The organism is Crocosphaera sp. Alani8 (assembly GCF_038442745.1).
Lineage (GTDB): Bacteria > Cyanobacteriota > Cyanobacteriia > Cyanobacteriales > Microcystaceae > Crocosphaera.
In genome coordinates, this window is sequence record NZ_JARVCN010000465.1 from 1 (window position 1) to 19,611 (window position 19,611).

The 19,611-nt window shown below is 38.9% G+C and carries 20 protein-coding genes and 1 pseudogene; 7 read left to right on the plus strand and 14 right to left on the minus strand.

The window, feature by feature from the left end:
- Nucleotides 1-47: 47 nt before the first annotated feature.
- From P9B04_RS22965 to P9B04_RS22985, 5 genes and pseudogenes are all read right to left on the minus strand, one after another.
- A pseudogene (locus tag P9B04_RS22965) lies at nt 48-413 on the minus strand (histidine phosphatase family protein); the annotation flags it as partial.
- 15 nt (nt 414-428) lie between these two features.
- Nucleotides 429-1,067, minus strand: a complete 639-nt coding sequence (locus P9B04_RS22970; RefSeq protein WP_342057285.1) for a histidine phosphatase family protein — start codon at nt 1,065-1,067, stop codon at nt 429-431.
- A gap of 76 nt (nt 1,068-1,143) precedes the next feature.
- On the minus strand, nt 1,144-1,992 hold the full coding sequence (locus P9B04_RS22975) for a tetratricopeptide repeat protein (protein ID WP_342057286.1): 849 nt from the start codon (nt 1,990-1,992) through the stop codon (nt 1,144-1,146).
- Nucleotides 1,993-2,025: 33 nt separating this feature from the next.
- Complete coding sequence (locus P9B04_RS22980) at nt 2,026-2,487, minus strand: CBS domain-containing protein (protein ID WP_342057287.1); 462 nt, start codon at nt 2,485-2,487, stop codon at nt 2,026-2,028.
- Between the two features lie 122 nt (nt 2,488-2,609).
- On the minus strand, nt 2,610-3,596 hold the full coding sequence (locus tag P9B04_RS22985; protein ID WP_342057288.1) for a carbohydrate kinase family protein: 987 nt from the start codon (nt 3,594-3,596) through the stop codon (nt 2,610-2,612).
- Nucleotides 3,597-3,660: 64 nt separating this feature from the next.
- Here P9B04_RS22985 and P9B04_RS22990 point away from each other — a divergent pair, with 64 nt between their 5' ends.
- Nucleotides 3,661-4,023 (plus strand): DUF2237 family protein, encoded by a 363-nt coding sequence (locus P9B04_RS22990; RefSeq protein WP_342057289.1) that lies wholly within the window; start codon nt 3,661-3,663, stop codon nt 4,021-4,023.
- Between the two features lie 21 nt (nt 4,024-4,044).
- On the opposite strand, the gene P9B04_RS22995 is transcribed toward P9B04_RS22990, so the two are convergent.
- The 4 genes from P9B04_RS22995 to hypF form a co-directional block, all read right to left on the minus strand.
- Complete coding sequence (locus tag P9B04_RS22995) at nt 4,045-5,205, minus strand: nuclear transport factor 2 family protein (RefSeq protein WP_342057290.1); 1,161 nt, start codon at nt 5,203-5,205, stop codon at nt 4,045-4,047.
- A 105-nt stretch (nt 5,206-5,310) separates the two neighbouring features.
- A complete protein-coding gene (locus P9B04_RS23000) occupies nt 5,311-5,796 on the minus strand; it encodes a DUF4079 domain-containing protein (protein ID WP_342057291.1) in 486 nt (161 codons plus the stop codon).
- Between the two features lie 102 nt (nt 5,797-5,898).
- The gene (locus P9B04_RS23005) at nt 5,899-6,876 is read right to left on the minus strand and encodes a response regulator (RefSeq protein ID WP_342057292.1); all 978 of its coding nucleotides are present in this window, start codon (nt 6,874-6,876) and stop codon (nt 5,899-5,901) included.
- A 54-nt stretch (nt 6,877-6,930) separates the two neighbouring features.
- Nucleotides 6,931-9,207 (minus strand): carbamoyltransferase HypF, encoded by a 2,277-nt coding sequence (hypF, locus tag P9B04_RS23010; RefSeq protein ID WP_342057293.1) that lies wholly within the window; start codon nt 9,205-9,207, stop codon nt 6,931-6,933.
- A gap of 394 nt (nt 9,208-9,601) precedes the next feature.
- Here hypF and P9B04_RS23015 point away from each other — a divergent pair, with 394 nt between their 5' ends.
- Together P9B04_RS23015 and P9B04_RS23020 are read left to right on the plus strand one after the other, a co-directional pair.
- Nucleotides 9,602-11,854: a ribonuclease R family protein gene (locus P9B04_RS23015; RefSeq protein ID WP_342057294.1), complete on the plus strand. Its 2,253-nt coding sequence runs from the start codon at nt 9,602-9,604 to the stop codon at nt 11,852-11,854.
- A 249-nt stretch (nt 11,855-12,103) separates the two neighbouring features.
- Nucleotides 12,104-12,898 (plus strand): DUF3153 domain-containing protein, encoded by a 795-nt coding sequence (locus tag P9B04_RS23020; protein WP_287139681.1) that lies wholly within the window; start codon nt 12,104-12,106, stop codon nt 12,896-12,898.
- On the opposite strand, the gene P9B04_RS23025 is transcribed toward P9B04_RS23020, so the two are convergent.
- Entirely contained in the window at nt 12,899-14,761 is a 1,863-nt protein-coding gene (locus P9B04_RS23025) for a polysaccharide deacetylase family protein (protein ID WP_342057295.1), read from the minus strand. It lies immediately after the preceding gene.
- Between the two features lie 474 nt (nt 14,762-15,235).
- On the opposite strand from P9B04_RS23025, the gene P9B04_RS23030 reads away from it, so the two are divergent.
- Nucleotides 15,236-15,529 (plus strand): hypothetical protein, encoded by a 294-nt coding sequence (locus P9B04_RS23030; RefSeq protein ID WP_342057296.1) that lies wholly within the window; start codon nt 15,236-15,238, stop codon nt 15,527-15,529.
- Nucleotides 15,530-16,040: 511 nt separating this feature from the next.
- Here P9B04_RS23030 and rpiA read toward each other — a convergent pair.
- The 3 genes from rpiA to P9B04_RS23045 form a co-directional block, all read right to left on the minus strand.
- Nucleotides 16,041-16,742 (minus strand): ribose-5-phosphate isomerase RpiA, encoded by a 702-nt coding sequence (gene rpiA, locus P9B04_RS23035; protein WP_342057297.1) that lies wholly within the window; start codon nt 16,740-16,742, stop codon nt 16,041-16,043.
- 127 nt (nt 16,743-16,869) lie between these two features.
- Nucleotides 16,870-17,322, minus strand: a complete 453-nt coding sequence (locus tag P9B04_RS23040; protein ID WP_342057298.1) for an RNA recognition motif domain-containing protein — start codon at nt 17,320-17,322, stop codon at nt 16,870-16,872.
- Nucleotides 17,323-17,529: a hypothetical protein gene (locus tag P9B04_RS23045; protein ID WP_342057299.1), complete on the minus strand. Its 207-nt coding sequence runs from the start codon at nt 17,527-17,529 to the stop codon at nt 17,323-17,325.
- A 484-nt stretch (nt 17,530-18,013) separates the two neighbouring features.
- On the opposite strand from P9B04_RS23045, the gene P9B04_RS23050 reads away from it, so the two are divergent.
- A complete protein-coding gene (locus P9B04_RS23050) occupies nt 18,014-18,178 on the plus strand; it encodes an NblA/ycf18 family protein (protein WP_342057300.1) in 165 nt (54 codons plus the stop codon).
- A gap of 56 nt (nt 18,179-18,234) precedes the next feature.
- The gene (locus P9B04_RS23055; RefSeq protein WP_342057301.1) at nt 18,235-18,411 is read left to right on the plus strand and encodes a photosystem I reaction center subunit X; all 177 of its coding nucleotides are present in this window, start codon (nt 18,235-18,237) and stop codon (nt 18,409-18,411) included.
- A gap of 145 nt (nt 18,412-18,556) precedes the next feature.
- Here P9B04_RS23055 and P9B04_RS23060 read toward each other — a convergent pair whose 3' ends face one another.
- On the minus strand, nt 18,557-18,883 hold the full coding sequence (locus P9B04_RS23060) for a hypothetical protein (RefSeq protein ID WP_342057302.1): 327 nt from the start codon (nt 18,881-18,883) through the stop codon (nt 18,557-18,559).
- Nucleotides 18,884-18,899: 16 nt separating this feature from the next.
- Here P9B04_RS23060 and P9B04_RS23065 point away from each other — a divergent pair, with 16 nt between their 5' ends.
- Nucleotides 18,900-19,526: a molybdenum cofactor guanylyltransferase gene (locus P9B04_RS23065; protein ID WP_342057303.1), complete on the plus strand. Its 627-nt coding sequence runs from the start codon at nt 18,900-18,902 to the stop codon at nt 19,524-19,526.
- The last annotated feature ends 85 nt before the right edge of the window (nt 19,527-19,611 follow it).

The following is a 19,611-nucleotide window of genomic DNA, read 5'->3' on the forward strand; positions in this document are numbered from 1 at the left end:
TTGGCCTAAGTTTTCGCAGCGAGTGACCCCTGGCTTTTTGAGAAGATACCTCCTGGGGGTGCATTCCAAGCTGGATCGGTCAACCATTTTACATAGTGATCGTGATAATGATTATTGATGTCGTTGGGGTGCATTCCCTCCCATTTACCGTAACCGATTTCCTGTAGTCCTTCCCTTAGTTCCATAGAAATCCCTAGTGTTTCACATAGGGGTCTGGCGGTTTCTCTGGTGCGGTACAAAGGGCTGACATAAACTGCTTCCCAGGGCAAATAAGCGTAAGCTTGAGCAAATGCTTGAGCCATCTGGTAGCCTTCGGGGGTTAATCCAGGGTCGTTTTCTATTTTGCCGCAGTAACCCCCTGTTTTGCTGTAGGCGGTTTGTCCATGACGGAGGAAATAAAGCTTTAAGCCCATTTTTTACCCCTCAATTCAGGTTCCCTGCCGTTGTCTTAATTCTGCTCGAATGTGGGAGCGATCGCTCATAACATGAACTAGGGGACCGTGTTCGGCTATTTCTACGATAGTCAGGGCAGCCACAGCCATTCCGATGCGATCGCGGAAGCGGCCCACATCTATGCCTAATAGAGAACATAAAATGATCCGTAGGGTGGCTTTATGGGAAACCACCAAAACGTTACCTGTTTTATGGGTGTTTTCGATTTCTTCGAGGACTTCTGAACTACGACGGGCGATCTCTATTCCTTTTTCTCCTCCGTTGGGACTATTCCAACCAGGATCGGCCAACCAGCGTACATAGTCGTCGTGAAACTCTCGGTTAACTTCCTCGGGGGTTTTCCCTTCCCATTCTCCATAGTAGATTTCTTTGAGGCCGTTGCGGAGTTCCATGTTAATTTTTAAGCGATCGCATAGGGGTTTAGCTGTTGCCATGGCCCGTTTTAATGGACTACAGTACACTGCTGTCCAGGGAATATCTTGATAGCTTTTGGCAAAATCCTCGGCCATTTGTATCCCCGAAGGAGTTAATTCAATGTCCAATCCACCGCAATAGGTTCCTGTCTGAGAAGAGGCGGTTTCTCCGTGTCTAAGGAAGTAAAGTTTAAGACTCATTATATTTGGCTTAATTAAACAATCGGAATGTATGGCTTACTATTGTTTTACATTCCCATTTTACTGGGTTTAAAATTTAGCGATTATAATAAGAGCGAGGCGTTATTTTTCTGGGTTTTTCTCTTTCTATTTCTACTATTTTTCGTTCTAGCTCATTTACTTCCCTTTCTAGACTATTGATCCGATTTTGTAATGCAGATAAACTTCTCCTATTTCGATGATCTGTGTGCCGTTGTAAGGCCATCATTTGTGATCTAATGGCTTGTTGTTGCCGTTGTAAGCTATTAAGTTCATCGGTAACAGTTTGTTCTAATACTTCTAGTTGAGAGGGCTTTTGCCACCATGAAGGCAGAGCATTTCCTAACAAAAATACTCCTCCTACCCCTACACAAATTCCCCCCAAACCTACTCCGATGGCGGTAAATATACGGGTACGCCATTTTAGAATATGGGACAGTCTTGCCAGCAAATTTAAAGCTTCTTCGCAATCTGGTTTGATGACTAGACATTGACGAATTCTCAGACGAATGTTTTCTTCGTCTTCTTTGTTGTGACGGGTTTCCCACCTTCCCATGTGGGCAGAGGCTAAACTCACTAACATATCTAGGTTAGAGGGGTTAAAAGCTACAGCTTCTTGTAGTTCAGCGATGGCATCATCCCAATGTTTCAACCGCATATAACCTTGGGCGCGCACGTAGTGATCGTGGGATTGTTTCTCGGCTGCTTGTATTTCTTCTGGATCGATCCCTAACTCAGCAGCAATGTTTTCTAATTCTTCGGTTGTTGGAATTCGTTGACTTGATTGACTCCATTCTGTCACCCGTTGGATATAGTTACTGATGACATTATTGGAGACACTGGTGGTCATTTGTGTCATTTTTCCCCATCCCTTTGCTTTTTTTTCCTGTTTTTTCCTATCAGACAAAAAGAGATTCGCAATCTATCAAGATTGTAACAATTATTCTTGGGCCATGGTGCGAATAATGTCCCCTTGAGTCACAATACCAATAACTTTAGTCCCGTTTTCATCCATGACTGGCAAACGACGAATTTTTTTTTCGTGCATAACGTAGGCTGCTTCTTTCAGGGATTGTGTGGCTTTAATTGTAATTGGTTTGTCGCTCATCACTTCCCCAACGGTTTGCCCCAAAGCTTTATGAATTTCCTTGTCGTAACGGGCAGGGTTTTGTAGATAAATGACACTATCTAGAATCATTATGTAGGGGGGTGGTTCTACACCTGTCTCTTGCCACATTAAATCGGTTTCGGAGATTACACCTAGAAGCTTACCACTCTCATCTACAACCGGCAAGCCGCTAATTTTTTTTTCTGCTATGACTTTTATAGCTTCTGACAGAGGGGTTTGTGGGGTAACTGTGATGGGGTTTTGGGTCATTATTTGGGCAACAGTTTTGGTCATCTTTTACCTGTTGAACTGTTTGATTGCTTGTCGGTTACTATTCTAAGGCCAAAGGGGTATCTCGTACTGTTGGGTTTGAATTATCAATTAACTTGGGGGTTGTAATTGAGATTTATATTTTATCAAAATTTTTGTTTATTCATTTTTTTTAGCCACATTTCTACTTCTTTTTGGGTTGGTTGTCCTGCGATCGCTCCTGGTTTTGTGCTGGTTAATGCTCCGACAGCATTACTATAGATAATGGTTTGTTCTGCTATTTCTGAATTGTTTAATATTTCGTCTTCATAACGACAACATTGAGATAAAAATCCTGCCACAAAACTATCTCCTGCTCCTGTAGTATCTATTGCTTTAACAGAAAATCCTTTTACTATTCCTTGATTTTTTCCTAGATAATAATGACAGCCTTTTTCTCCTAACGTGACTAAAATACCTTTTGCTTGAGGGAATTTTTGAGCTATTTTTTGCGGATTTTCTGTCTCAAATAACCAGTTGGCTTCTTCTTGGGAAAATTTGATAAAATCTGCTTCTTTTAATATTTGTGTAATTAGGGGTTTGGCTATTTCTATATTTTCCCAAAATACAGGCCGCCAATTAACATCTATCAAAATTTTTAATTGATATTTCTTGGCCAGTTCTATAGCTTTAAATATAGCTTGCTGACTTTGCTCATAAGCCAGTGCTAGAGTTCCCATAACCAAATATTTACCTTTGGAAAATAGAGATTCTCCTAACTGTTTATCATCTAGCTTAGTATCGGCAAATTCTTCGCTTTTGATGTTACCAAAACCAGCAAATTGACCCTCCCCTCTTTGAGAACGAGTCACATAAACTTGACGAGTTGGGGCGGTAGGATGACGTTGTATTCCTGTTAAATTAACTCCCATTCTTTCTAAAATTTCGATTAATTCATCTCCCGCTTGATCCCTTCCCACACAACATAAAAAAGCAGCAGAAACCCCCAATTTAACTAAACCACAAGCTACATTGGCTGGCGCACCTCCTGGATAGGCTGTCCAAGATATAACGTCTTTTAATTCTTTTCCTAATTGATCGGCAAGACAATCAAATAAGACTTCACCAATACAAATTATTTGAGGATAATTCATGAGTTTTTAGTGTTACTATAAATTATTAGATTGTCGAGAAAAAATGTAATGAGGTTATTGAGCTATGATGGATGGAAAAAATGTTTTAGGAACAGATTTACAACTGTGTTGTAATAGTCCTATGACCGGTTACTATCGAGATGGTTATTGTCGTACAGGAGGGCAAGATTTTGGGGTTCATGTAGTTTGCGCTCAAATGACGGAGGAATTTTTAAGCTTCACAAAACAGCAAGGAAATGACCTCAGTACCCCCATTGCTGCTTATAATTTTCCTGGGTTAAAACCAGGCGATCGCTGGTGTTTATGCGCCTCTCGTTGGCAAGAAGCAAAGGACGCAGGGGTAGCACCTCCAGTCATCCTAGAAGCAACCCATATTCGTGCTTTAGAGGTGGTTTCTTTGGATGAATTAAAACAGTATGCTTTATGATTTTGCATAAGCAATAACTGTTTACAGAATCAACCAAAAAGCAAGACCAAAGAAAGGAATAAATCTTAAAAATCGTTGTGGATTTTTACTAGGAATAATAGCTCCCATTAAAACAATTTGGAAGATGGCAAATAAAACAAGATCCACCACAAAAGCAATAACAACACGATTACTCTGTAATTGTGCCATAAAATAGCTTATTTTTTCATTGATGTCGCCAAATTCGGGTCTCCCAACAAATAACCACACAACAGCAATAACCCCAACAATTAACCCTATCCAGCCAAATATACGTTCTAAAAATCCTTTTTTAGGTTCTTCTATTTTTTCTAAACTGGGTTGTTTAAAACGCAATGCCATGTAAGGTAAAAGAAAAACATTGGTTAGAAACATAGCCACACTCCAAAGAGCAAACTTTGGGAAATTTCTTATCCTTTTATCTGCCAATAATAAAGGGAAAAACATAAAAATCCAAGCTTCGGCAAAGTTAAATTGTGCTTCGATCGCAGGATGAACCACTGGAGATTCCATCAAGGAAATACCCAACAGATTGACAATTGGTAAAATAAAGAAAAAATTGGTCGATTCATTAATAACCTCTTTAATAGTTTCTGGTTGTATTGCCCAAATTGGTTCCCCAGGTAAAATAAAATTAGGAGAGGAACACAGTAAAACATAGATGTAAGTACCGGCAAGAAACCAGAGTAACTTTGATAGTATTAGCTGAATTTGTGGCGGGTTAGAATCGTCTTTAAAAAAGGTTCTAATTAAAGGAGTAATCAAACGAATGATCAAAAAAGAGAGTTTCCCAGGTTTTAGGGGTGGTTCAACAATATCCCTGGCAAAAATAAGTTTGCCTGTGGTTTCTGAGAGCCTATAAAAGCTAACTCCTCTGCCATTGGGGATAGGAATCCCATCTAATTCAACGTGCCATAAAACACCCACTTTTAAAGGATCTTCTTTGGTGATTTCATCGACAACAAATTTGAGATCGTCGGGAACATTATCGCAGGATTCTTGAAAGAGATTTTTAACTGCTTTTTTACCTCGGAAGGGTTTGGGAAAGTTGACATCTTCATAAATACAATTGTCATCAACCCACTTTATAGCTTGTTCAATATCTCGGTTATTAATGGCCTGATAAATGGCTTCAATGATCTCTTTTGCTGTTTTTTTAATCATGAAAAATGCTAATAATTGTTGTGTAGGAATTAAGTGGTTTTTGGTGCTATAAAAAACCGGTTCCTATACAGAAACCGGCAACACAATTAATCTACAATCAAAAACTTATAATGAAAGTCCTAATTTTAATCCTAAAATACCGTGAGCGATGAACACAATGGCAACCACAGCTCCTAAATAAGCATGAAAGGCGCGGTAGGCTTCTTTTTTCTCACCACCAAAACCAATAAAAGGAGTAATCGCACTAACAGCCATTAAACCAAGTGCGCCGGTCCCTGTCCAAAAATGACCACTACTCAAGAGGGAATGGTTTTGCATCACCAAAGATAACACCCCTCCTGTGTATCCTAGGGCAACGAAAAGAAAAACCCAAGGGGCTAACTGAGTGTGAGACGCACGAGTTTTTGATACTACTTCAGGATCAGTGGCAAAACGACTACGCCAACCCATGTAAGCAGTCACACTACCCATTAATAAAACCACAATTCCCATCATTACAGGGTGTCCCCAATGAACGATAAGTTCTGGTACACCTAAACTACGGAACCAAGCAGCCAATGGTTCCAATATATTCGCAAGTTTGTCTCCCATATTCTTAATCCCTTACCATAATTTCTAAAAGGCAATCATTATAATTATATTAAAAATTTGGCTCAGAATTAGATTTTTTTTTGACTCTTTTTTAATATTTTTTTAAGTGTGTTGTTGGTCTTGCATAAATGTAAGGAATTGTTGCACTAACTTGACATTTCGCCACCCTTTTTCTGCTTCTTCTTTAATAATTCTTAAGGCTTCTTGGGAACTGTAAGGTTGTTTATAGGGTCTGTAGCTGGTCAATGCTTCATAGATGTCTAAAATCTGAAATATTTGCGCTAATTTTGGGATACTTTCGCCGATTAAACCATCAGGATAACCGCTGCCATCCCACCGTTCATGATGATGACGAATAATTTGTGCAATACCTCGACGATTTTGCATCGGCCTACAAATTTCTTCCCCAATGACCACGTGTTTTTTGATTAACTCTCGTTCTTGTTCGTTTAATTTTCCTTGCTTCATCATCACTGCATCTGGAATTACTACTGTTCCGATATCATGAAGATGGGATGCTAAAATGAGGTCGCTAATTTCTACAGGACTTAAGTTTAAATATTTTCCGAATCCTTGAGCTAGTTGATCAAATCTAATTCGTGATTTTCCTTGCGGTGCATAGCGTTTTTCTATTGCTTGAGAAATCAAGAATAACACTTGTTGCATCTGTTCTAGCCACTCAGAAAGCCATTTCCGTTGAATCAATAATTCTACTTCTGGTAGTAAGACAATGCTTTCTAAGGGTTTACTCATGAAAGCATCTGCCATTACTTGTTGACTTTTGATGCGAGATTGGTTGTCGTCAGTAACACTCATTAAAATAATAGGAATTGAACGAGTATCCTGATGATTTTTTAATTTTTCACAGATATCAAAGCCGTCGTAATTAGGCATTTTAATATCCATCATAATGAGGTCTGGAGAGGTTGTTGTTATTGTAGTAAAAACATCGAAAACACCATCGTGTTCAATAACATAATAACCACTGCTACTTAACAGATCCACTGCCATCACACGACTAAAGGGATGATCGTCGATCACTAAGATTTTTGCAGGTTCTGAACTTCCAAAAATATCCACGTTTGTTAGGGTTACCTTTCCGTTTGTTAATTATACCAAATTGATAGCAAAAAGCTATTTTGTCTTGAGAATAGCAGCTATGGTTTGTCCTAAAGCAATCCCCCCATCATTAGGAGGTACATTAAGATGCCAAAAAGGGGTTAAGTTTTCCTGTTTTAAGCGAACAATTGCTTTTTCGGCTAAGTATTTGTTCTGAAAACATCCCCCTGTTAATAAAATGTGTTCTTGTTGAATTCTTTTAGCAATATCGATGACAATTTCTACTAAAGTATTGTGGAATTTTGCTGAAATTTTCTCATGACATACTTTTTGTAAAATATCATTGATAATACCTTCTATAATTAACTGCCAATCAATGATTAATGGGTAAGTTAATCCGACAATTTGATAGGGATAGTTTTCCTCAGTTTTAAAGTTATTAATTGTATATTCTAGAGCAATTGCTCCTTGTGCTTCAAAACTTATGTTTTCGCATATTCCCATCATGGCAGCTACTGCATCAAATAATCTACCTACACTGGAAGTGGAAGGAGTATTTAGGTTACGGGATAACATTTGTTTAACTAGATTCAACTCGTGCTTTTTCATGGTTTTTAAAAAAGGTAATTGGCTCCAGTATTGTTCTTCTAATACTTCCGACAAGATAGATATGGCGATTCTTCTGGGATGTATTGCTGCTCCATCACCTCCTGGTAATTTAAACGTCCGAAAATGAGCTACTCTTTCATAATTATTATTATTAACCAAAATAAATTCTCCTCCCCAAATTGTTTTATCTTCACCGTATCCTGTCCCATCCCAAGCTACTCCTAAAACGGGAGGATTTAAGTTATTATCAGCGAGACAAGAAAGAACATGAGCATAATGGTGTTGGACGGTAATGATAGGTAAATTTTGTTCCTTTGCGTATTGGCTAGATACATAGTCGGGGTGAGCATCGCAGACAATAATTTCGGGCTGAAAATCATATAATTCTTTCAAACTTGTCATAACTTGATTAAAAGATTTAAGGGCTTCTGGTGTGGTTAAATCTCCTATGTGTTGACTGATAAAAACTTGATCATTTTTGAGGATAGCGACTGTATTTTTTAAATGTCCTCCCACGGCTAATATATTAGGGTAATCATTATCTTTTTTATATTCATTAATTGGGATAGGAAACGGTGCATATCCTCTTGCTCTGCGAATAACTATTTCTCTTTCTGCTATGACTTTAACAACGGAATCATCTACAGGGCGAAGAATAGGACGATTGTGTACTAAAAATAAGTCAGCAATATCAGATAATCTATTTAAGGCTTCTTTCTCATCAATACAAATTGGTTCACTGCTAAGATTGCCACTAGTAGCTACAATGGGAAAATCCACTAGATGAAGTAATAAATGATGTAACGGAGTAGAAGGTAACATCACTCCCAAATAAGGATTATTCGGTGCAATATTAGAACTTAAATGACAACTATTTTTTCTTTTTAAGAGAACAATAGGAGCTTGAGGAGATGTTAATGATTGTGCTTCAATGTCACTAACTTCACAGTAAGCTTTAATTTCTTCTAGGGAAGAAAACATTAAAGCAAAAGGTTTATGAGGACGATGTTTGCGTTGCCTCAATTGTTGTATTGATTCTTCATTTTTAGCAGAAACAACTAACTGAAATCCTCCCAGACCTTTTAAAGCAACAATTTTTCCTTCTTTTAAAGCATGAGCAGTTAAATCGAGGGCATGACGCTCATTAGCTAAGGTATGCCCTTCTTGATTCCATAGTTGTAACTGTGGACCACAATCAGGACAAGCATTAGGTTGGGCATGAAAGCGGCGATCAAGAGGATTTTCGTATTCACTTTGACAAGATTTACACATAGTAAAACTCTTCATGGTTGTGTGACTGCGATCGTAAGGTAATTCCTCAATGATCGTGTAACGGGGGCCACAATTAGTACAATTAGTGAAAGGATAAAAATAACGTCTATTATTGGGATCAAATATTTCCTCTAAACAATCAGAACAAGTGGATAAATCGGGTAAAACAATAGCTTTTTTTTCTCCACTGCTACTATGAATAATTTCAAAACGAGTATATTCAAGAGGAGCTAACCAAGTGGTTTCTAAAGAATAAATTTGGGATATAGATGGTTTTTCTTGAGGAATTCTTGCTAAAAACTCTTTTAAAATAACCTCGGTGCTTTCTACTTCAATAATTACCCCGGCTGCCGAATTATTAACCCACCCTTTCAAATTCAATTCTGTAGCTAAACGATAAATAAAAGGGCGAAAACCAACTCCCTGAACCGCTCCTCCAATAACAATTTTTAACCGCCTTAATTGCTTCATAACCAAGAAATACACTCCCCTACTTTCTTAAAATGATAATTGCCAACCGCGAACTCAACTCAAAAAGTCCCTTATCTTGGTAAAATGATAAGTCAGATGAGTTTATCCAGAGAAGTTAACGCTTCGGTAGATTGGTCTATTCCGATGCAATGAGAGTCACCCTTTCCAAAGACATAACTCTCTGTTTGCCCTCCAAGCGTACTTCTGAAGCATGACATTAAAGGTTTCCAGGCAAAACTCCACTAGGAGTCAACTAGCTTAAACCTGGATAGGTAACCAGTAACACTGGGGTGTGAAGTTTAAACCAAAGCATTACTCATCAACTGATTCGGTGTTTATCTTCCTATCTTCAGATCAATCAGACTCACTCACATTTAGCAAGGACTATTGATAGATGGAATTTTCAATCGCTACACTATTATCCCACTTCAGTGATAACAAATTGGTGGCGGCCAAACTCCTCGAAAAAAAATTGGGATGTGAAGACGAAGAAAACGTCGAAAAATTGCAAATCATCCTAGACGCGTTAGAATTGGTAGGCATCTTAGAAAAAGAACGGGGTAAATATCGCCGCGTTAAAGAGGATGACCTAGTAGAAGCCAAGTTGCGCTGTTCGAGTAAGGGGTTTTGTTTCGCTATTCAAGACGAAGAAGATGCAGAAGACATTTACGTTCGAGAACTCTACTTAAGTAACGCCTGGAACGGCGATCGCGTTTTAGTCAAGGTCATTAAAGAAGGAACTCGTCGTCGTTCCCCAGAAGGGGAAGTTAAACTGATTTTAGAACGGTCTAACCCCTCTTTGTTGGCCCAGGTTAAAAAAGAGGAAAACGTATATCAGGCTATTCCCCTGGATGATCGCTTACTGTTTGAGCTACTTCTCGATCAAAATGGCAGTAATTTAGAAGAAGCGGTGGATCATCTGGTTCACGTTTCTGTGATCCGTTATCCCATCGGAGAACATCCCCCAGTGGGAGAGGTTACTCGCATTTTAGGTAGCGATGCTGAAGCAGCTGCGGATACTGATATTGTCTGTTGCAAACACGATCTTTCCCAAACCTTCAACGAAGAGGTGGAAAAAGCAGCCTCGGAACTGCCGATAACTTTCGATCCCCAAAACATCGAAAAACGGTCTGACTTGCGGGAGGTTCTCACTTTTACCTTTGACGAAGATATTAAAAGAGACTCCTTCCCCTTCATCGAAACCGCCTACACCCTGGAAAAAACCGAGGACAACCATTGGCAGTTTGCTGTTCATATAACCGATGTTGCCCACTACATCCCATCCAACTCTATATTGGATAAAACTGCTAAAAAACGGGGAACGACCATTTATCTAGGGGATAAGGTTCTCTCCATGCTACCGGAAACCGTTACTAAATGTTGTTCCTTAAGACCGGAACAAGATTCTTTAACCATTTCGGTAATTATGACCTTCGATAAAAACGGTCAACTGCTAGAATACAGCATCGAACCCACGGTTATTAGGGTGGATCATCAACTCACCTATCCAGAAGTTCAGTCGATGTTAGCAAATTTAGATCAAGTTACCCAAGATCAACAACCCTTAGCCGATAAACTCAAAGACCTCTTTTTCACCCTCAGTCCCCTTGTTAAAGCCCAACGGTTACAAAGAGGGGGTTTTGAACTGCAACTAGAACCTCGATCTCCATATCAAGACGAGGGCAGAATAGGGACTTTGATGGCTTCTTCTAGAACTCCCATTCGTTCTCTTTTAACAGAGTTGGTTATCTTGGCTAACAAGTCTGTAGCTGAGCATATTCAGGGTTTGGGCATAGCAGGTATCTATTGTACCCAACCGGAGCCGGACTGGGAAGAGTTGGAAGATTTACTGAAATTAGCACAAAATCTCGGGTTAGAGGTGTCTCTTGCCTCAGAAGAAGAAATAACTCCCCAAGACTACTACAATTTAACCCAAATGTTAGGCAAGTCTTCTCATGTTCATGTGTTGAATTATTTACTCCACGAAACCCTAAAATCTTCTAAATACAGTAGCCACTCGGGAACCCATTTTGGCTTAGCTTATAGCGATTGTTACACCCATTGTGTTTCCCCGGGTAAACGTTACGTTGATTTATTAATCCAACGAGTCCTAAAATTAGTTTTTAGCGATGGAAGAGATCGCCGTACTCGTCAAACGAAAACAGGGGTTAATCTCTCTAGCAGTACCTGCCACGATAAGATTAATTGGAATGTTTTGGCTCCTGCTTTACAAGAAGAGTTAGAAGAGGCGTTTCACTTCTTAGTTCCCTATCTGAATGACAGGGAAAAAACCGCCGAAGAAGCGGAAAAAGACCTCGAAGGACTGCAAAAAGCAGAGAAAATGAAGGAACGAACCGGCAAGGTTTTTAAAGGGTTAATTACTGGCGTTCAATCCTACGGTTTCTTTGTAGAAATCGAAGATTTATTAGTAGAAGGATTAGTTCATGTTAGTTCCCTAAAAGACGACTGGTACGAATACCGTTCCCGTCACGGTTGTTTAGTGGGACGTAAAAATCACATTGCTTATCGCTTAGGGGATGAGGTTGAAGTTGAGGTAAAAAGTGTTGATTATTATCGACAGCAAATTGATTTAGTGACTGTTGGTGGTGGCAGTTCAACTAATAGCGATAACTGGAAGGATGAATAATTCATCAGTTATGAGCAGTCAGCGTTCAGCTATCGGCATTCAGCTATCGGCAGTTAGCTATCGGCAGTTAGCTATTGGCTTAAAACCCATCCTTAGATTAGAGAATTAAACGAATGCTTACCACTTTTATTTTTTAGCTGAACACTGAACCCTGATGGCTGAATGCTTACCACCTAAACCTAGTTATTTATAACCTAATTAAACTTTAACTGTTGAGTTAATTATTAATCTTTCCAGGATAAACTTACAATGAACCAGCAAATAAAAGCGACCACAAATAACCGAACGGGAGTGTTAAAAAGGTTATTTTTACCTCTAATTTTAAGCGTTTTAGTCTTTTTGACAGGTTGCGTCCGTTACGATGTGGGGGTGAATTTTTACGAACAACATAACGGCGAAATTGTTCAACATATTCGTTTAGCCCAACAGTTGACCAGTTTGAGCCAAACCGAAGTCAATCAGTGGTTAAATAGTTTAGAAAATCGCGCTAAATCCTTACAAGGAAAGGCTAAAAAAATCTCTAACGAGGAAATAATTGTCACCATTCCTTTCAACAATGGTCAAGACTTAACCGATAAATTTAACCACTTTTTTAACCCTAACTATTCCCAAATTGCCTCCGGTCTAAAGGTAGAAAACCCAGAACTAGTCCAACTCAAAGCAGAGATGAATATCAAACAAAATAACTGGATATTCTTTGAGCGCAATAAACTCAATATAGATGTTGACTTGAGGGCTTTGGGGGTACTATCAAGTCAGGGAAATGTTATTGTTAGCCCTGGTTCTTTGGTAAATCTAGAGTTTGTTTTAAATGCCCCTGGAAAAGTTAAAAATCTTACTAATGAGAGTAACTTAAATAGTGAGTCCAATCCTGAAAATACTCAGGTTACTTGGCAATTAGAACCTGGGCAAATTAATCATATTGAAACATCGTTTTGGGTTCCTAGTTATTTGGGTATGGGAACCGTCATTATTATTCTTATTGTTTTGTTAGGTTTCTACGCTAAACATCGACACTTTCCAGGGGTACGAAAAGCAGCTTAATTATTCTTGCCCATCTCCTAACCAAGAAGATACGGAAGGCAATAATACCACCACATGGGGAACCGGACGGGGAACATAACCCACCAAAGAATCCCCTTTATAGGCTAAAGAGGTGCTTGCCCCTGAATCTAACATCACCGCATCTCTAAAGCCCAATTGCTGTAAAATTTTCCCTAACTCCATAGAATCAACGGGGTTCTTCGATACCCCAATCATTGGTTGTCCTGAGCGATGAATTCCCCAGAAAGCCCGATGTCGAGGGACATGAAAATCGAATAAGTTGCCAAAACTCTCGTAGGGTTGTGCCATAGAGTCTTTCACTAACCAGGCAGCCCCCACAAAAGCATCGGTAATAAATTCGTTGTCATCAGATTCCCTTGCAACCCCTTGCCAAGTGTTATGAATCTCTGCATCGAAAGGGATAAATTTAACCCATTTATCGCTAATTAAAACCAACGGGCGACCACTTAATCTCGGATTTTCACTGGCATTTCCTGGAACAAATTTTCCTCCTTGACTCATTACTGGACCAATCATTACATTGGAGTCTAAATATTTTAGGGAAAAAAATGCACCGTCTACGGCGGCAACTGCTTCGGTTTCGGCAATAATTTCTGGTACTTGATAACGGCTATCTGCATGAATTGTAGTGGGTTTACCGCCTTTAATAATAATGATTTCTACTCCATTGATATTATGTTCTCTTTTGCTAATACTGGCTGTAAAATCAAACCCACCGTCTAAATTTTCCCCTGGATATCCCCCCCAAGCCTCTAAAGAAGCCACCTGTAATTGTGATTGACCAAAACGACCAATACTTAACAAATCAGGGGATTCTCCTACGAATATTTCCTTGGCATTATCCATCGATAAAGCCATTTCATAACCAGTTGCCGTCGCCCATTGTTTCACCCTAGCATCGTGTTTTCCTTCGGGATAGGTAAAATATTTAATAGGAATTCCTAGCCTTTCCTCAAGAATTTCTTTGGACATGATTACTTCTTGAAATAGCTCATCATCGGATAATTCTCTTAAGTCTCGAGGATGACTAATTGTGTGGGAAGCGATGGTTACTAAAGGATCATCGGCAAGTTGTTGTAGTTGCTCCCAAGTTAAACTAGAACGGGCTGTTTTACCCTCCATTTTCTTCACATATACCGAAAAAACAGCAGGATAATTATATTTTTTTAGTAACGGATAAACATAATCAAAGTGTCCCCCATAACCATCGTCAAAACTTAGTAAAATTGGTTGATCTGGCAAGGGATTTCCTTTTTGTAAATGGTCTAATAATAAGTCAATACTAATGGGGGTTAAACCTTGTTTTTGAATATATTTGAAATGGTTTTCTAGTTCTTCGGGAGTAACATCAAAAAAGACTTCTTTTCTAGGTAAAATGTCATGATACATGAAGATGGGAACCTTTGCTGCTCTGGCACTTTCATGGATCTGGGGAAAGGGTTTGGCGACAGCTTGACTAGAATTTTTTGCGGCTTTCCATAACTCGGGAAATGTTGTTGGTGAAATGACTATTTTTTGTGTATTTGTTAAATTACTGACCGAAATTATCCCATTTAAACAGTTTCCCAGGTTCCAGTTATTTTTAGCTAATATAGTTCCGCTTTTCGGAGACGGATAAGCCATACTTAATCCTAACTTTGATAAATAATTGGAGGACTCAAAGGTAGGAGATTGACATTTGTTTTCTTTTTGAAGTTGGCTATCTGTTAGTTTATTACTGTTATTGTGATAATCTCTGTTAATGAGGTTGACTAAAATTAGACTATATATCGCCATCATGAGGCCACTACCAAAGCATAAAGCTAGTTTAAAAGAAACCCATTTTGAAGAAGTAGAAAACATAAAGAGAATATTAAATACAAATATAAAGGTTTATAGAATTGTAGTGTAAAGTTTTTCTATTAAGAAAAAACTGTCATAAATTTATTAAAAATTTAAGATTTTCCTCAAGTTTCTATCTCATCTCTGTTGTAAAGTAAAATACAAAGTTATGAATTATGAAGGACTGATCAAAATAGAACAAAAGTATTGGCTGGCATCTGAGTCGTAACAGACAAAATTTAATAATGTTTTTCTATTTCCTTTACACTTACAGACAAAAGTTAATATAATTTAATGTCGAAGATAAATAACTTGATGAAACGTAGCAATATCCGTATCTTGCAATATCATTTAATTACTATTTACCAAGTTTTTTAATAAAGATTTAAGATTTTGTGACATTAGCCCCTGGACAAACAAAAAGGACTTATTGTAAAAGAGTAGCAAGTAGAACTAATCTCAAAGTTCGATTAGTTAGGCTGTATTGATTGGGAGATGACCACCGTGTCTAATTTATTTCGTTCCCTATTCTTAAGTGTCTTACTTAGCTTCATTACCCCTGTGTTGCTTTTAGGGGGAATTCTAGGAAGCTTACTCGCTGTTAGTTACATTCCAGGTATTGCCTTATTGGGGACAATCGGAAAAGAACTGATTTTGTCCTTTCTTTCCACCTTTGGGGAGGGATATCCTCTACAAGGAGTGTTAACTATTGGGGTAACTTGTGGAATGGTTGGGGGTTTATTCGACGTTTTTAATTTTTGTTTGTATCAGGATATTCGTAGTCAGTAAATTATGTTGTTGAATTCTAAGTGTATTTAATCAAAATTTATTGAATTGTTGGGTTTAAAAATTTTCACTAAACTACGTAGTTAGTCATAAATCGCATCTGAGGATTGTTTGATGAATTATGGATTAACCGGTAGTTTAACAGTCGGTTTAGTCATGGCTGGAGTTATTAGGCTTTCGTTTTTGCAAGAAAAAACTTTCATAGCAACTTGTATTACACTCACATCTTGCACCTTCGATAAAACTGGTTAGTTTGTAAGGGTTCAGCTATCAGCTATCAGCCATCAGTTGAAACATATCAATCTCTATCATCTACTGTGAGTGAGATTAAACCAATGCTTAACGCTTTCAGCTAAGACATGAAAGCCGAACGCTGTGCGATAGCGCCGGAACGGAGTGAGGAACTGCTTAGTAATTTAAGTTTTTATGTACTGGTGCAAGATGTCAGTTACAGGTATATATACTTTCGGGGTCAACAAGCGTTGACCCCTAATAAAATACATAGCTAAATTTGTTAGAATTCTCTGACAACAGGTTTATTATCGATAATTTCACCCACTAATACCACATTGGTAACACCAACAAACAAACCATTCTCTAACACTCCAGGAATGTTATTGATAGTTGTTTCTAAGGTAGCAGGGTCATCAATACTCTCGAATTTAACGTCAACAACCAAGTTTCCTTGATCTGTGACCACAGGGCCAGCTTTTTTGACCCCCATGCGTAATTCTGTCTTTCCACCTAGTTGTTCTAACTTTCGCATCACAGGAACAACTGCTTTAGGAATCACCTCCACCGGTAAGAGGAAAGTTGAACCCAACTTATCCACCAACTTACCCCCATCCACCACCACAACAAATTCTTCTGCCAGACTATCGACGATTTTTTCCTGGGTATGGGCTGCCCCACCACCTTTGATTAAATTCTTTTGAGGATCTACCTCATCGGCACCGTCAATGGCGATGTCGATGCGATCAACCACATCGAGAGTGCTTAGGGGTATATTGTACTTCCTAGCTAGGACTTCTGCTTGAAACGATGTGGTAACACCGACAATATTTTTTAAGTCCCCCGATTGTAACCTCTCTCCGATATACTGTATGGCGTAGGCGGTGGTTGAACCCGTTCCCAAACCCACAATTGAGTCTGATTTTACACGGGCGGCGGCGGCTTTACCTACCTCTTGTTTCATGATCACAACCGGATCTGACATGGGGGATCTCCTAATACGATTAACAGTATCATTTTATACAGTTTTGTGAACTTAGAATAGGGGATGAGTAAGCCCTCAATCAATCATTTCGGGCCACCAAATCCATCCCTATACTTTTGTCCATTCCCTAATTATTAGAAGACGCTGCTAACATTTCTTTGAGTTTGGCTAATTCGTCAGCCCAACGGGGGTCGGGTTGAAAGCTCTCGTTAGAAGAACCACTACTCGAAGAGGTAGAACGATTGTTACGTTTTTTACCGCTACCTTTTTTCGCCTTGGTGGGTGCAGGTTTACTTTCCACTGCGGCTTCTTCAGAATCTTTTCCTTTGTTGCGGGGTAATGCTTTCTCAATTTTGAGAGGATTATCCATAAAGGTCTGACCATTATATTTTTCGATAAATGCGTCAGCCAATTCGTCGGTGGGAACCGTTACAAAAGCAAAACCACGACACTTGCCTGTCTTGCGTTCTTTGATTACCTTGATGGAGACGATTTCGCCGCCATCTACGAATAATTCTTCTAGGGTTTGGCGTTCTAGATTGTCTTTGGGTAAATTACCTACGTATAAGCGAATAGGCATTTAAGAGATACCTCCAGTATTTGGGTTGATAAAAAACTTGATGCAGTCTCCATGTTGGAAACTCATTTGGCTAAAAGTTCCTGGGAAATAAGAAACAACTTTCCAATCATTTCCGGTACCATGAGGAGACATTAATTGCCCCTCATTGGCTTGTGCCATTAAAATCACTTTTTCTTTAACGATACTAAGATCAGGCGTTTGAATCATTTAGACCTGGCTTTTTCCTGTTCTGCTGATGGAAATGGATTGAAAGGAGAATGCCCTCTTAAATTATTACAGATTGTATAGAGGATTAGTCAAATAATTCTCTAAAAAATAACGATAATTTTCTCATCAGTCGTTTTCATAGCTAGAGTCGGTACCATTTATTATCTCCTTTTTCTCTCTTCCGAACTGCAAGACTATTTTTGTCGTCTTCTTAGTATATCACCACCCCTATTGTTCACTTTGAGCAACTTTTTCTGGAAAAACTTGCTAAAAATGGAGTTATGTGCTTAGTTATTTGCCTTGCTTGGGTACTCCAAAGAGTAACAGGAAACTTGCGTTATCGGGGATAAGTTGCTAATTCACCCATAAGGTAGACATCATGTCAATTCTTTGTTACATTACTTTATAATTAGATACAAGTTACCAGTTTAGCTGGTTACCCAAGCAGACCAGTCACCCATCTTTGATTAGATAAGGAGCCATTATGGAAAACACTTCTTGCAGTTTAACCTTAGAGCAGCAATTTGAAATGAAACGTATTCGCGACGCTGCCAACCAAATGAGTCGGGAGCAAGCATTAGATTTATTAATGCAAGCATCACGATTACTGATGATAAAAACCAATGTTATTCGCGATTTAGGTAAATAACCCTGTTTTTACCCATGAGTTCTAATTAACTTTTAACTAACATAAAAGAGGTCATTATGGACGCAAAAGCATTTGAACTGTCCTTAGAGCAACAGTTTCAACTCCAATGTTTGCAACAAGAATTCCAAGATTTAGGACGAGAGCAAGTTATCGATTATTTGCTCGATACCATGCAACAAATCATGGCCAGAGATAATCTGATCCGAGATTTGATGAAAAACGAACTGCTATAGTGTCTTGAGATTAGACGCTCTCCATCTCGTGTCAAGCTTCTGTTACATCCTAGGCAAACAAAGAAGAGGGACAAGGGGTGTTGGGAGGTCAGTCTATACCTTCAACTCTAATACTAAGCAGAGATCCATTAAGACCGAGACAATCTTAATTTTTTCTTTGCCAAACTCGAAACATAAACCCCAGACAAACCAAAATGTAACCCGATGTGAGCAGGCCGTTGAGATATAGTAACCGTAACATAAACGTTTCAGATGTTTGTAAAGAGCTTAACCACAGTAAGCCATAAGCAATCGCCCAAATAACTGTTAGTCTAAGGGAAAAACGACTAACTGACAAAACTTGACGACTTCCCTGGTGGTGGTACACTGTCCAAAGCGCAGGAACCCAACCCACCACCGGGATAAGACGGGTTATTTGTGCTAATTTTTCCAGTTTTCCTTCTTGAAATGGATCATTCTGGTGATTTTTCATTGTTTTAACCCATAGTATGGAAACACCTTTGACAACCGATATTAGTGCTATTATCCTTGCAGGAGGCAAGAGTTCTCGTATGGGGAAAGATAAAGCATTGCTGGAGGTGCAAGGGGTTCCCTTATTGCAGCGGACTGCTACTTTAGTCCAAAGGTACACTGACCCTATTTATATTATTACCCCTTGGATAGAACGTTATCAAAGGATCGTTCCTAATAGGTGTCATTTATTGCGAGAAAGTTGTCCTTCTGGGGAGACTCAAGGTCCGTTGATTGGATTTGCTCAAGCTTTGGTTTATGTTAAGACAGAATGGGTATTCTTGTTAGCTTGTGATTTACCTAATTTAACCACCGTAGCAGTAGAAGAATGGTTACAACAGTTAGATGGGGTTTCTCAACAAGCGATCGCTTGTTTACCCCGACATCCCAAAGGGTGGGAACCCCTATGTGGATTTTATCGTTCTTCTTCTTTAACTTCTTTGGATAGTTTTATTCAAACAGGAGGGCAATCGTTTCAGCAATGGTTACAACTGAATTGTGTTCAGGAATTATTTGTAAGCGATCATTCGGTTCTTTTTAATTGTAATACTCCGATGGATTTGCGAGAAATTGTGCAACAAATTGATCGAAATATAGAACAGTGAACTACCCACGCATTCCGCTGCGCTTCATGGGGGGCTTCTAACTTCGTTGGGGATTGCGTCTGACAAAACCGAAGTTTTACCAGTC

Bases quoted from the DNA above. Each gene is read 5' to 3' on its own strand.
- hypF (WP_342057293.1), bottom strand. From the start codon at position 9,207: ATGAAGCAATTAAGGCGGTTAAAAATTGTTATTGGAGGAGCGGTTCAG.
- P9B04_RS22990 (WP_342057289.1), top strand. From the start codon at position 3,661: ATGATGGATGGAAAAAATGTTTTAGGAACAGATTTACAACTGTGTTGT.
- P9B04_RS23020 (WP_287139681.1), top strand. From the start codon at position 12,104: ATGAACCAGCAAATAAAAGCGACCACAAATAACCGAACGGGAGTGTTA.
- P9B04_RS23055 (WP_342057301.1), top strand. From the start codon at position 18,235: ATGGACGCAAAAGCATTTGAACTGTCCTTAGAGCAACAGTTTCAACTC.
- P9B04_RS23025 (WP_342057295.1), bottom strand. From the start codon at position 14,761: ATGTTTTCTACTTCTTCAAAATGGGTTTCTTTTAAACTAGCTTTATGC.
- rpiA (WP_342057297.1), bottom strand. From the start codon at position 16,742: ATGTCAGATCCGGTTGTGATCATGAAACAAGAGGTAGGTAAAGCCGCC.
- P9B04_RS23045 (WP_342057299.1), bottom strand. From the start codon at position 17,529: ATGATTCAAACGCCTGATCTTAGTATCGTTAAAGAAAAAGTGATTTTA.
- P9B04_RS23030 (WP_342057296.1), top strand. From the start codon at position 15,236: ATGACCACCGTGTCTAATTTATTTCGTTCCCTATTCTTAAGTGTCTTA.
- P9B04_RS23065 (WP_342057303.1), top strand. From the start codon at position 18,900: ATGGAAACACCTTTGACAACCGATATTAGTGCTATTATCCTTGCAGGA.
- P9B04_RS23060 (WP_342057302.1), bottom strand. From the start codon at position 18,883: ATGAAAAATCACCAGAATGATCCATTTCAAGAAGGAAAACTGGAAAAA.
- P9B04_RS23050 (WP_342057300.1), top strand. From the start codon at position 18,014: ATGGAAAACACTTCTTGCAGTTTAACCTTAGAGCAGCAATTTGAAATG.
- P9B04_RS23040 (WP_342057298.1), bottom strand. From the start codon at position 17,322: ATGCCTATTCGCTTATACGTAGGTAATTTACCCAAAGACAATCTAGAA.
- P9B04_RS23015 (WP_342057294.1), top strand. From the start codon at position 9,602: ATGGAATTTTCAATCGCTACACTATTATCCCACTTCAGTGATAACAAA.
- P9B04_RS22985 (WP_342057288.1), bottom strand. From the start codon at position 3,596: ATGAATTATCCTCAAATAATTTGTATTGGTGAAGTCTTATTTGATTGT.
- P9B04_RS22995 (WP_342057290.1), bottom strand. From the start codon at position 5,205: ATGATTAAAAAAACAGCAAAAGAGATCATTGAAGCCATTTATCAGGCC.
- P9B04_RS22970 (WP_342057285.1), bottom strand. From the start codon at position 1,067: ATGAGTCTTAAACTTTACTTCCTTAGACACGGAGAAACCGCCTCTTCT.
- P9B04_RS22980 (WP_342057287.1), bottom strand. From the start codon at position 2,487: ATGACCAAAACTGTTGCCCAAATAATGACCCAAAACCCCATCACAGTT.
- P9B04_RS23000 (WP_342057291.1), bottom strand. From the start codon at position 5,796: ATGGGAGACAAACTTGCGAATATATTGGAACCATTGGCTGCTTGGTTC.